Raw genomic sequence first — 12,456 nt, forward strand, 5'->3', positions numbered from 1 at the left:
AAAGGATGCAGCTGACATGAAAGAAATCTCCTGCAAGCTGCTCGTCATCGGCGCCGGGCCGGGCGGCTATGTCTGCGCCATCCGCGCCGGCCAGCTCGGCGTCGACACCGTCATTGTCGAGTTCGGCAAGCCGGGCGGCACCTGCCTCAATGTCGGCTGCATCCCGTCCAAGGCGCTCATCCATGCCGCGGAGGAGTTCGACAAGGTTGCGCACATGGCCGGCGGCAAGGATCCGCTCGGCATCAAGGTCGCCGCGCCGGCGCTCGATCTGGCCACGACGATCACCTGGAAGGACGGTATCGTTAGCCGGCTGAACAGCGGCGTCGCCGGGCTGCTGAAGAAGGCCAAGGTCAAGACGGTGCAAGGCTGGGCGACGTTCCGCGACGGCAAGACCGTCGAGGTCGAGACCGAGACCGGAACGCAGGTGATCCGCGCCGAGACGGTCGTGATCGCCACCGGTTCGGCGCCGGTCGAGCTGCCGTTCCTGCCTTTCGGCGGCCCGGTCGTCTCATCGACCGAAGCGCTGGCGCTGAGCGAAATGCCGAAGAAGCTCGCCGTCGTCGGCGGCGGCTGTATCGGGCTCGAGCTCGGCATGGCCTTCGCCAAGATGGGCGCCAAGGTCACCGTGGTCGAAGCCCTGCCGCGCGTGCTCGCGCAGTACGATGCCGAGCTGACGAGGCCGGTGCTGAAGCGGCTCGGCGAGCTCGGCGTCGAGGTGATGAGCGGCGCCAAGGCCAAGGGACTGTCGACCAAGGGCGATGCGCTGCTGGTGGAAACCGCCGACGGCAAGAACGCCAAGATCGCGGCCGACAAGATCCTGGTGACGGTCGGGCGCAAGCCGCTGACCGAAGGTTGGGGGCTGGACCAGATCGACCTCGACAAGGCGGGAAGATTCATCCGCATCGACGACCAGTGCCGGACCTCGATGCGCGGCATCTACGCCATCGGCGACGTGACCGGCGAGCCGATGCTGGCGCATCGCGCCATGGCGCAGGGCGAGATGGTGGCCGAGATCGTCGCCGGCCACAAAAGGAGCTGGGACAAGCGCGCCATTCCCGCGATCTGCTTCACCGATCCGGAGCTGGTCACAGCCGGCCTGTCGCCCGAAGAGGCCAAGGCGTTCGCCGGCGAGATCAAGATCGGACAGTTTCCCTTCGCCGCCAATGGCCGCGCCATGACCAGGCAAGGCGAGGACGGCTTTGTGCGGGTCGTGGCTCGCGCGGACAATCATCTGGTGCTGGGCATCCAGGCGGTCGGGCAGGGTGTTTCGGAACTGTCGACGGCCTTCGGCCTGGCGCTCGAAATGGGCGCGCGGCTGGAAGACATAGCCGGCACCATCCACGCCCATCCGACCCAGGGCGAAGGTTTTCAGGAAGCGGCGCTGAAGGCGCTCGGGCACGCGCTGCATATTTAAGAGAGGCTTTCCCTTTCCTCTCCCCCGATCGACGGGGGAGAGGAAGGGCGCGAACCTGTTCCTCTTGGCTCCTTTCCTCTCCCTCCGGAGGGGGGAGAGGTGGCGCTGCGAAGCAGCGACGGAGTGGGGGAAGCCGCTGTTCAAATGCGGAGGCGCGTACAACTATTCACCACCACCGAGCCTCGATCGCTTGAAACAACAACGGCCGGCGCCGGTCGACCCCCGAGCTTCGCTCGACACCTCTCGCCGATCGACGGGGGAGAGGAAGAGCGCGAACCTGTTCCTCTTGGCTCCTTTCCTCTCCCTGAGGAGGGGGGAGAGGTGGCGCTGCGAAGCAGCGACGGAGTGGGGGAAGCCGCTGTTCAAATGCGGAGGCGCGTACAACTATTCACCACCACCGAGCCTCGATCGCTTGAAACAACAACGGCCGGCGCCGGTCGACCCCCCGAGCTTCGCTCGACACCTCTCCCCCGATCGACGGGGGAGAGGAAGTCGCGAACCTCCCCAGCTCGCCAGCCGCCTGCTCTCACTATCAACGCCCCCGCGTGGATCGCATGGCGTTTCATGCTCATTGTTGCTATGGCCTGTTTCCAAGACTTGTCGCCGGCATATCAGCATGGATCTGAAGAAATATATTACGATTCGCTGCAATACCCGCGCCAGCTTCACGCCAAGCCAGTGGAGCGGCAAAGGACGGGCGAATCTCGACCCTGTCTGGCTGGTCGAACGGCTGGCTCTGTTTGACAATTACTGCGCTGCCTCGCTCGAAACACAGTCTCTGAAGGACTTTACGGTCCTCATCGCGCTGGATGCCGATACGCACGAAAATTATGTCCGGGCCGTCTGCAATTGCGTGGATGGTGTCGAGGTGAGGCCGATCCTGGTCGAGGCCGGTGAGGACCACGGCGCCCGGTTCAATGCTTTCGTCCAGGCAGACACCGACGCCCGGTTCGTGTCGCTCACGCGGCTCGACAGCGACGACGCGCTTGCGCCGAGCTTCATGGCGCGGATCGACCATCTGGCGCGAAGGGAGATTGAAAAGGGCACGGTGGACGAGCAACCTCTCTATATTGCCTTTCCGCACGGCCAGAATTTTGACACGGCAACCGGCCGCTACACCGACCATGAGTACGCCATGTCGGCTTTCGGAACCTTGGTCGAGAAGAGATCGGCGGCGATGAATGGCGTCTACAGCGACCATCACCAGAAGATGGCGACCCGCTACAACACGATCATCGCGCCGTCGAAGGATGCCCAATGGTGTATCGTCGTCCATGACAACAACGTCGCCAACGTTCTCAGGGGCAAGCCGACCGAGACGCCTTCCTTCAGAGTGGGGCGGCCAGGCGCCAAGCCACGCGAGCTTGTCCGGCAGGAGAAGCCGCCACAAGCCGCTCGGAGCACCGGCATCGCCTCGCGAACCACAGGCAACCTTGTCCGGTTTCTATCAGGGCGTCCGTTGAATTTGCGCAAATAGCGGACGCGCCGCGGGTCGGAGTTCTCCCTTCTCCCCTTGTGGGAGAAGGTGGCCGCGAAGCGGCCGGATGAGGGGTGTTCCAGGAAATGCGTCTCACTCCGCTGGAGTACCCCTCATCCGTCTCGGCGCTTCGCGCCGATCCACCTTCTCCCACCAGGGGGAGAAGGAGAGGGCGTTGCTCAGCTCGCCAGCCGGCTCACCATCTCGTGCTGCGCGTAGGCGCGGCCGAAGCGGTTGGCCAGGAAAGCGTCGAGCGCGATGTCTTCCTGGCGGACAAATCCCTTTGCCGGCAGGGTGCCGTCGGCCAGCATGTCGAGCACGGCGCAGATGCCGGAGGCGGTGGTGATCTGGATGGCGCTGCGCACGACATTGCCGACGCGGTGCGAGTAGATCTTGTTGGCGTAGGTCTCCTGCAGCAGGCGACCGTTCCTGCGCCCCGAAACGGTGACGAAGACGATGACCACGTCCTGCAGCGTGGCCGGCAGGGCGCTTTCGAAGATGTCCTTCAGCACGTCGCGGCGGTGGCGCAGCCCGAGGTCGTTGAGCAGCGCCTTCATGATCGCGGCGTGGCCGGGATAGCGGATGGTGCGGTAGTTCAGCGTGCGCACCTTGCCCTTCAGCGTCTCGGCCAAAGTGCCGAGACCGCCCGAGGTGTTGAAGGCCTCGTAGGTGACGCCGTCGAGCGAGAACTCCTCGCGCTCCTCCAGAGGCGGCACCTCGATCAGCTCGCCTTCGACGATCGCCTCGCAGGGCTCGCAATATTCGTTGATGACGCCGTCGGTGCTCCAGGTCAGGTTATAGTTCAGCGCGTTCGACGGATATTGCGGCAGCGCGCCGACGCGCATGCGCACGCTCTCCAGCGTGTCGAAGCGGCCGGCGAGATCGTTGGCGACGATCGAGATGAAGCCCGGCGCCAGGCCGCATTGCGGAATGAAGGCGCTCCTGGCATCGCGCGCCAGCTCCTTCACGCGGCGGGTCGAGACGACGTCTTCGGTGAGGTCGAGATAATGCACGCCGGTCGCTGCCGCGGCCTCGGCGATGCGCGTGGTGAGGTGGAAAGGCGCAGCGCTCAGCACGGCGAACTTGCCGGCCAGAATCTTCTCAAGCGCGCCGGGCGCTGCGATGTCGAGCTCCTGCGTTTCGACGCCGGCCGGCAATTCGGCCGCAGCGAGCTGGGCGGCGGAGCGGTCGACGAGCGTGACGCGATAGTCACCCGTGGCGGCGAGCATCTCGGCGATGGTCGAGCCGATCTTGCCGGCGCCGACGACAACGATGTTCTTCATAGTCAATTCCCCTGCCAAATTCGAATTGGCTGATTCATTGCAGCTTGCCTGTCGAAAGGAAGCGTGAAATCTGGCAGAGTGAAGCGCAACTTTAAGCGATTTGCCGAAAGGTTTCGTCGAAATGCTCACGGAAGCTGAACAGGCCCTGCTTTCCCTGCTGCGCGCCAACGCCCGCGCCTCGACGGCGGAGCTCGCGCGTAAGCTCGGCGTGTCGCGCACCACGGTGCAGAGCCGGATCGAGCGGCTGGAACAGCGCGGCATCATTACCGGCTACGGCGTCAGACTTTCACCCGACTATGAACAGGGGCTGGTCAAGGCGCATGTGCTGCTCACCGTCACGCCCAAGCTCGCCGACAAGGTGGTGCGCAGTCTCGAGGCGATGCCGCCGGTCAGGACGGTGCATTCGGTGAGCGGCAATTTCGACATGATCGTCATCGTCGACGCTCCGTCGATCAGGGATCTCGACGCCCTGCTCGACCAGATCGGCGCGATGGACGGGGTGGAGCGGACGTCGTCGTCGATCATTTTGTCGACGAGGGTGGATAGGTGAGCGGGGCCATTTGGAGATGCTGGCGGGACAGCACCCCCCTCTGTCCTGCCGGACATCTCCCCCTCAAGGGGGGAGATCAGCAGCTTCGACGCCCCGCCTACCTTGCAACGCTAGAGATCGGCGAAAGTCGAGGTGACGGCCAATCTCCCCCCTTGAGGGGGAGATGCCCGGCAGGGCAGAGGGGGGCGCGAAGGAACGCGACGTCTGCCATTTCGTTCCTGAATAAACTCGCTACGCCCTCCTTCTCTCCTGCCCCCCGTCCAGCCACCCCAAATCCTCCGGCGAAAGCTCGATATCCAGCGCCTTGAGGCTGTCCTCCAGCTCGTCAAGCGTGCGCGGGCCGATCAGCGGCACCGACGGGAAGGGCTGTGCGAGCACATAGGCCAGCGCGACATGGATCGGGCTCTTGCCGAGTTTTCCGGCCAATTCGATCGCGCGGTCGCGGCGGCCGAAATTCTTCTCCGAATACCAGACCCGCACCAGCTCCTCATTGTCGGTCCGGTCTCGGCCGGCGCGGTCGGTGAAGAAGCCGCGGCCCTGGCTCGACCAGGCGAAGTTCGGCATCTGGCGTGCCGTCAGCCAGGCCTTCCACGCATCGGTCGAGGAGGTGATGCAGCCCGCCCAGATCGGCTCCAGCATCTCGGCCAGCGAGAAGTTGTTGGAGAGCGCGCCGGGCTTCTGCTTTCCGTTCTTTTCGGCATAGCGAATAGCCTCGTCCATGCGCTCCATCGTCCAGTTGGAGCCGCCGAACAGGCCGCGGATGCGGCCGGCCCTGGCCTCGCGGTCCATGGCATCGACGAATTCGCCGACCGGCACGTCGGGATTGTCGCGGTGCATGAAATAGATGTCGACATGGTCGGTCTGCAGCCGGTCGAGTGACTGGGCGAGCTGCCTGCCGATCACATCGGGATAGCAGAGCGGCGAATGCGCGCCCTTGGCGATGATGACCGACTGCTCGCGCACGCCGCGATTCATCAGCCATTGCCCGAGCAGCGTCTCGGTGTAGCCGGCGCCATAGACAAAGCCGGTGTCGAACAGATTGCCGCCGGCCTCGAAGAAAGCGTCGAGCAGGATCGAGCCGGAGGAGAAGGTGCGGAAATCCTCGAAGCCGAGCGCCAGCCGCGACGCTGCGCGCGGCAGGCCCGGGATGGCGCGCTTGCCGATGGCGGCACCGCCGGTGCGGAGCGGCCGGCCGGAGACGGTGTTGACGTGCTTAGCCGGCTTTTCGATCTCGTATTCCAGCCCGACGGCCGCGCGCCATTTGTCGAGCACACGCAGCGTGCCGAGGCTGTCGGCCCAGGCCATGCCCGGCCAGGCGAACTCCCGGCGGCCGGCCCGGATCGCCTCGCCGGCGGCGTCGACCTCGAAGGAATAGAGGTGGCGGGTCTCGTTGACGCTGAGGGTTTCACGCGTGCCGCCGGACCGGATCACGTCGATCCGGCCCGGTCCGACATCGCGGTTGCCACCGGCGAACCAGAAGTCGGGCACCTCGATCTGGCCCTTGGTGCCGAAGATGCGCAGCACATTGTCCTGGTTGAGCGAAATGCTGCAGGAGACCTCGGCGACGATGCCGCCAGGGAAATGGAGCAGCGCCGAGGCCCATTCGTCGACGCCGGACTGGCCGAGATGGGCGGCGCCCACCACCTTGTCCGGCTCGACAAAAGCTTGTCCTGTCGCGGCGCCGGCTATCAGCCGCGCCATCGATACCGGATAGCCGCCGACATCGAGGATGCCGCCGCCGGCCAGCTCATTGGCATAAAGCCGATGCTCGGGCATGAAGCCCGGCATGGCGAAGCCGAAGCTCGACTTGATCATGCGCACCTCGCCGATGACGCCCGATTTGATCAGCTCGACCAGCTGCAGCGTCTGTGGGTGCAGCCGGTACATGAAGGCTTCGCCGAGAAAGGTGCCGGCCTTGCGCGCCGCATGCATCATGGCGTCGGCCTCGAAGGCGGTCAGCGCCAGCGGCTTCTCGCACAGCACATGCTTGCCGGCTTCGGCTGCCTTGATCGCCCATTCGGCATGACCGGGATGCGGCGTCGAGATGTAGACGGCGTCTACACCATCGTCGGCCAGCAGCGCGTCATAGCCGTCGAGGATGCGGGCGCCCGGAAAGGCTTGCGCCAGTCCCGGCTTGCCGGGGTTGCGGGCGCCGAGCGCAACCAATTCGCCGGTGCGTGACTGCGCCACGCCGCCGGCAAAGGATCTTGCGATGCTGCCGGGCCCGAGGATGCCCCAGCGTATTTTTCCAGATGTCATGTCGAATTCTCCATGGGTCGCCGCCACGCCTGGCATGCCGGCAAGAAAAATCGGGTTCAGCGGATCCTCGCGCCTGTCTTGTCGAAGAGCAGCGCGCGCTCCGCCTTGATCGAGACGGTGAAATGGTCGCCGCTGGCGCGCTGGCGCGCCGCCTCGCGTTCGACGATCAGTTCCTCGGCTCCGGCATTGGCGTAGACGTAGCTCACCGAGCCCAGATGCTCGGCGACGTCTGCCTTGACCGGAATATCGCAGCCGCCCTCGCCGGCCTCGAAGAAATGCTCCGGCCGAACGCCGAGCACGACCTCGGCGCCGACGGCCGGCAAAGCTTCGCAGAGCGGCTTCTTCAGCCTGGCGCCGCCATGATTGACGAGCTCGACGATCGCTGCGCTGTTCGACGTCTCGACGACTTTCGCCGCCAGGAAGTTCATCTTCGGCGAGCCGATGAAGCCGGCGACGAAACGGTTGGCGGGGTCGTCGTAAAGGTCGAGCGGGGCGCCGATCTGCTCGACATTGCCGGCCTTCAGCACCACGATGCGGTCGGCCAGCGTCATCGCCTCGGTCTGATCGTGCGTCACGTAGATCATGGTGACGCCGAGCTCCTTATGCAGGCGCGAGATCTCGACCCGCATCTGCACTCTCAGCTCGGCGTCGAGGTTCGAGAGCGGCTCATCGAAGAGAAAAACCTGCGGCTCGCGCACGATGGCGCGGCCGATGGCGACACGCTGGCGCTGGCCGCCGGACAATTGCTTCGGCCGGCGCTGCATCAGCTCGTCGATACACAGGATCTCGGCGGCGCGCTTGACCCGTCGTTCGGTGTCGGCCTTGGGGTTGCCGTTCATGCGCAGCCCGAAGGAGAGGTTCTGCTCCACCGTCATGTGCGGATAGAGGGCGTAGGACTGGAACACCATGGCGATGCCGCGATCGGCCGGCTCGACATCGTTCATCACCTTGCCGCCGATGGCGATCCTGCCGTCGCTGATGTCCTCCAGCCCGGCGATCATGCGCAAAAGCGTGGATTTGCCGCAGCCGGACGGGCCGACGAAGACGACGAACTCGCCGTCGGCGATATCGATGTTGGCACCATGGACGACCTGGAAGGTGCCGAAGCGCTTGACGACATTGGTGAGGGTGACCGCGGCCATCTCGCTCCTAACCTATTTGACCGCGCCGGCGGCGATGCCGGCGATGAAATGACGCTGCAAAAGCACGAAGACGACGAGCATCGGCACCGTCAGCATCACGGCGCCGGCCATGATGCCGCCCCAGGAGACCTTGGTGAGTCCGATCAGCGTGCCGAGCGCCACCGGCGCCGTCATCGCGCCGGGCTGGCTGTTGATCAGCAGCGGCCAGAGATAATTGTTCCATGAGGCGAGGAAGAGGATGATGGCCAGGGCCGCCAGCATCGGCCGCGCCAAGGGCAGCGCGACGAAGAGGAAGATGCGCCACTCCTTCACGCCCTCGACCCGCGCGGCGTCGAACAGCTCGGCCGGCATCATCGAAAAGGCCTGGCGCATGAAGAGCACGCCCAGCGAATTGAACAGCGGCGGCACGATGAGCGCGATCCAGGTGTTGGCCAAGGCGAAGTCGCGCGCCACCATGATGAATTGCGGGATCAGCACCACGGCATAGGGAAGCGTGATGGTGCCGAAAATGATCGCCACCACCAGCCCCTTGCCGAGGAACTCGTAGCGCGCCAGCGCCCAGCCGGCCATCGAGGTGAGCAGCACCGACAGGAAGGTGTAGGTCACCGCCACCGAGACGGAGATGCCGATGGCGCCGACGAAATTGGTGTCGCGCTGCAGATTGTTGAAATTGTCGAGGAAGCCGTCATGCGGCAGAAGCTCGATGCCGGGGCTGAAGATGCCGTTGTCGGGCATGGTGGAGAACACCACCATCATCCACAGCGGGAACAGCCAGACCAGTGCCAGCGGCGTCAGGAAAAGATGCAGCGCGATCGTGCGGCCGAGCCGTCTTTGAGAGCGCGAGGTCATTTCGGCTCCCCCGTCATTTTGGTTCTCTCGTCAGCCAGAGCTGGACCAGCGTGATGGCGATGGCGAGCCCCGCCATCGTGTAGGCGATCGCCGAGGCATAGCCGAAATTGAGCGAGCGGAAGCCCTGGCGGTAGAGCAGGAGACCCAGCGTCTCGGTGCCGCCGCCCGGCCCGCCACGCTCGGTGATCAGAAACGGCTCGGTGAAGAGCTGCATGGTGCCGATGATCGACAGCACGGCGCAGAAGACGATGACCGGCTTCAAGAGCGGCAGAGTGATGTGGAAGAACTGTCTCACCTTGCTGACGCGGTCGAGCGTCGCCGCCTCGTAGACGTCCTCCGGAATCGACTGCAGGCCGGCCAGGATGATGATGGCGTTGTAGCCCGCCCAGCGCCAGGTCACCGCGATCATGATCAGCGCCATGGCCGGCGTGACGTTGGAGAACCAGTCGATCTTGGGCAGGCCGACGCTGTCGAGCAGCTTGTTGACAATGCCGAAATCGAGGCTGAACATCAGCCGGAACACCGCCGAATAGGCCACCTCGCCGACCACGACCGGGGCGAAGAAGGCGAAGCGGTAGAGGCCGCGCGCCTTCAGCAGCGGCGAATTCAAAAGCACCGCCATCACGATCGCCAGCGAGATCATCACCGGCACCTGGATGACGAGGATCAAGAGCGTGTTCTTCAAAGCGTTGAAGAAGGCGGGGTCGCCGATCAGGCGGCCCCAGTTGAAGGCCGGCGCGAAGCGCCACGGCACGGTGCGTGTCGCCTGGAAGGAGATCAGGAACGAACTGATGATCGGCCAGATCCAGAAGATGGCGAAGATCAGCAGATAGGGCGTGAGGAAGCGATACGCGGTGGCGTTGCGGTAGCGCATCGTCTTCCTCCTTTCCGGTTGTTTGTTTCACGCCTGTCGTGGCGGGCGGTGTTGATACCGATGCGGCCGGTGGTAGGCCGCCATCATTTGACGAGGTCGGCGCTGCCCCTCATCCGCCTGCCGGCACCTTCTCCCCGTATAGTGACGGGGAGAAGGGAGCTGACCGCGGCCTTGGCGCTCTTCCGCGCAACGCTGGTGATTGGCGAAACCGCCGACGACAGCGTCCCTCTCCCCGTCACTATACGGGGAGAGGATGCCGGCAGGCAGGTGAGGGGCAGCGCCAGCAGTCCGGCAAGTTGCTCCTGTATCCGACCTTGCGGCATCGACGTCATGCTCACTTGACCGGCAGGCCGGTCGCCGAGGCGATCTGGCTGGCGGCGTCGTCGAGCGCGGCCTTGGCGTCCGGATAGCCGCCGGCCAGGTATTTGGTCTGCACGGCGCGGACGATGATCTCGGCGTCGCTCTGGAACTGGGTGCCGCGGCTCGGAACAACCTTCGGCAGCGTGGCGAGGATGTCCTTCCACACCGCCTGGTCGCCCCAGTAGGGCTGCCCCTGCGCGACATAGGGATCGTCGAGCGCCGAGATCAGCGAGGGCACCAGGCCGAAATCCTTCAGCATGGTGATCTGGCCCTCATTCGTCTCCAACGTGTATTTCAGATAGGCGTAGGCGGCTTCCTTGTTCTTGCTGGCCGAAGTGATGGCCAGGGAGGAGCCGCCGAGATTGGCGGCGCGCGGGCCGTCGGCAGTCAGGCTCGGCATCAGATAGACGCCCCATTTGCCGCTTTCCTTCGGCGATTCGGTGCGGATGGTGCCCTCATACCAGCCGCCATAGACCTGGGTGGCGACGGTGCCGGCCGTGTTGTTGGTGATCTTGGTCGACCAGTCGGCCGAGGAGACGATGCCGGCGTCCTTCATCTCCTTCACCTTGGTCATGGCGTCGACGCATTTCGGCTGGTTGACCGTGATCGACTGGCCGTCTTCGGCGAAATAGGCGCAGCCCTGCTCGTTGGAGATCATGCGGAAGAATTCGGTGTCGCCGTTGAAGTCGGCATTGGTCATGGAGACGCCGGGATTGGCGGCCTGGATCTTCTTGCCGGCGGCGATGAAATCGTCCCAGGTCTTGATCGAGGCGGGATCGACGCCGGCCTTCTCGTAGAAGTCGCGGCGATAGAAGACGGCGACCGGGCCGGAATCCCAGGGCATCGCATAGGCCTTGTCGCCGACCTCGAGCTCGGTGCGCTTGAAGTCGGGGAATTTCTTCTGATCCTCGGCGGTGTAGCCCAGCGTGTGCAGGTCGACGAAGCAGTCGGGGAACTGGCTCCAGTAGTTCTCGGCCTCGCCGTTCTCGATCGAGACGATGTCGGGCAGGCCGACGCCGCCGGCGGCGCAGCCGGCGATCGACTTGTCGTAGGTCGGCTGGTTGCCGAGGTCCTGAACCGTGACCTTGATGTCGGGGTATTTCTTGTTGAAGCCCTCGACGGTCGACTTCAGCGACGAAGCGGCGATGTTCCAGCTCCAGATCGTGAGTTCGCCGGATTGCGCGAGGGCCGGGCCGGAGCCCAGGGCAAGCAAAAGCGCGGCGCAGGTCAGTGTGGTGCGCATTGAAATCCTCCCATTTCGTTTGCTCTCTCACCGTGAGCATGGGTAGATTATGCGGCGCGGAAGGCTTGTCCCCGACAAAGGGAATAAGAAGTTGGCGGAAAGTAAGATGCCCGGGCGTCCGTTCTACCAGCCAGGCGCGAGCAGCGTCGAAGGCCTGCCGCTGGCTTTGCAGATGTTCCACAACCATCCGTTGGTGATGCTGAAGCCGCACTGGCACGCCCAGGTCGAGGTGAATTTCATCGTGCGCGGCAGCGTGCACTACCGCATGGCCGAGCACGAGCTCGCGCTTTCGGCCGGCGAGATGTGCCTGTTCTGGGGCGGGCTGCCGCACCAGATGGACGATCTGACCGACGACGCCATCTATGCCGGCGCGCATCTGCCCCTGGTGCATTTCTTCCGGCTGCATCTGCCGGCCGATGTCAGGCACCGGCTGATGACCGGCGCGACACTGGTGACGAATGCCACCGACCAGTCCGACAACGACAATTTCAAGCGCTGGAACGAGTACGCGCGCTCGGGCGATGCGGCCAAGGCCGAACATGCCGTCAACGAGCTGCTGCTTCGGCTCGAGCGGGTGCGCTTCGAGCCCTACCGGCTGGTGCCGGAGACCGCGTCGGGGCACGGGGCGGGCAGCCCCTTCGACCAGCAATCCTCGCGCAATGTCGGGCGCATGTGCGATTTCATCGCCGAGAATTTCCTCTACGACATCGACTGCGTGAACATAGCGGCGGCGGCCGACATCCATCCCAAATACGCCATGAGCCTGTTCAAGAAATCGACGGGCATGACGCTCAACGAATATGTCAATCTGCTGCGGCTGAGCTATGCGCAGGCGCTTTTGATGCATGAGGGCGCCAACGTGCTGAAGGTCGCAATGGACTCGGGCTTCGGCTCGCTCAGCGCCTTCAACAAGTCGTTCCGCAAGCTTGCCGGCATGTCGCCCTCCGATTTCCGCAAGGCGGGCGTCGCGCGGTAAAAATGATCAACGGTCGCCCACCCGTCGTC

General features: G+C 64.5%; 10 protein-coding genes. 4 read left to right on the top strand and 6 right to left on the bottom strand.

The genetic code is table 11. From position 1 onward, the window contains the following. The first annotated feature begins 16 nt into the window (after nucleotides 1–16). Nucleotides 17–1,414: a dihydrolipoyl dehydrogenase gene (lpdA, locus tag QAZ47_RS04160; RefSeq protein ID WP_278232615.1), complete on the top strand. Its 1,398-nt coding sequence runs from the start codon at nucleotides 17–19 to the stop codon at nucleotides 1,412–1,414. Nucleotides 1,415–1,826: 412 nt separating this feature from the next. Next, nucleotides 1,827–2,891 carry a glycosyltransferase gene (locus QAZ47_RS04165; RefSeq protein ID WP_278232616.1) on the top strand — a complete coding sequence of 355 codons (1,065 nt, stop codon included), beginning with the start codon at nucleotides 1,827–1,829 and terminating at the stop codon, nucleotides 2,889–2,891. A gap of 179 nt (nucleotides 2,892–3,070) precedes the next feature. On the opposite strand, the gene QAZ47_RS04170 is transcribed toward QAZ47_RS04165, so the two are convergent. Next, nucleotides 3,071–4,174: a saccharopine dehydrogenase family protein gene (locus tag QAZ47_RS04170; RefSeq protein ID WP_278232617.1), complete on the bottom strand. Its 1,104-nt coding sequence runs from the start codon at nucleotides 4,172–4,174 to the stop codon at nucleotides 3,071–3,073. A 121-nt stretch (nucleotides 4,175–4,295) separates the two neighbouring features. On the opposite strand from QAZ47_RS04170, the gene QAZ47_RS04175 reads away from it, so the two are divergent. Next, complete coding sequence (locus QAZ47_RS04175) at nucleotides 4,296–4,724, top strand: Lrp/AsnC family transcriptional regulator (protein ID WP_278232618.1); 429 nt, start codon at nucleotides 4,296–4,298, stop codon at nucleotides 4,722–4,724. A gap of 231 nt (nucleotides 4,725–4,955) precedes the next feature. Here the strand turns inward: QAZ47_RS04175 and QAZ47_RS04180 are convergent, their stop codons facing one another. From QAZ47_RS04180 to QAZ47_RS04200, 5 genes are all read right to left on the bottom strand, one after another. Beyond that, on the bottom strand, nucleotides 4,956–6,983 hold the full coding sequence (locus QAZ47_RS04180) for an aldo/keto reductase (protein ID WP_278232619.1): 2,028 nt from the start codon (nucleotides 6,981–6,983) through the stop codon (nucleotides 4,956–4,958). A 56-nt stretch (nucleotides 6,984–7,039) separates the two neighbouring features. Next, a complete protein-coding gene (ugpC, locus tag QAZ47_RS04185; protein ID WP_278232620.1) occupies nucleotides 7,040–8,125 on the bottom strand; it encodes a sn-glycerol-3-phosphate ABC transporter ATP-binding protein UgpC in 1,086 nt (361 codons plus the stop codon). A gap of 12 nt (nucleotides 8,126–8,137) precedes the next feature. Beyond that, nucleotides 8,138–8,974 carry a carbohydrate ABC transporter permease gene (locus QAZ47_RS04190; RefSeq protein ID WP_278205732.1) on the bottom strand — a complete coding sequence of 279 codons (837 nt, stop codon included), beginning with the start codon at nucleotides 8,972–8,974 and terminating at the stop codon, nucleotides 8,138–8,140. 13 nt (nucleotides 8,975–8,987) lie between these two features. Further along, on the bottom strand, nucleotides 8,988–9,848 hold the full coding sequence (locus QAZ47_RS04195; RefSeq protein ID WP_278232621.1) for a sugar ABC transporter permease: 861 nt from the start codon (nucleotides 9,846–9,848) through the stop codon (nucleotides 8,988–8,990). A gap of 334 nt (nucleotides 9,849–10,182) precedes the next feature. Next, nucleotides 10,183–11,451, bottom strand: a complete 1,269-nt coding sequence (locus QAZ47_RS04200; protein WP_278232622.1) for an ABC transporter substrate-binding protein — start codon at nucleotides 11,449–11,451, stop codon at nucleotides 10,183–10,185. A 106-nt stretch (nucleotides 11,452–11,557) separates the two neighbouring features. On the opposite strand from QAZ47_RS04200, the gene QAZ47_RS04205 reads away from it, so the two are divergent. Further along, nucleotides 11,558–12,427, top strand: a complete 870-nt coding sequence (locus QAZ47_RS04205; RefSeq protein WP_278232623.1) for a helix-turn-helix domain-containing protein — start codon at nucleotides 11,558–11,560, stop codon at nucleotides 12,425–12,427. Nucleotides 12,428–12,456 lie beyond the last annotated feature (29 nt).

Origin of the sequence: Mesorhizobium sp. WSM4904, from assembly GCF_029674545.1 — a bacterium.
GTDB lineage: Bacteria > Pseudomonadota > Alphaproteobacteria > Rhizobiales > Rhizobiaceae > Mesorhizobium.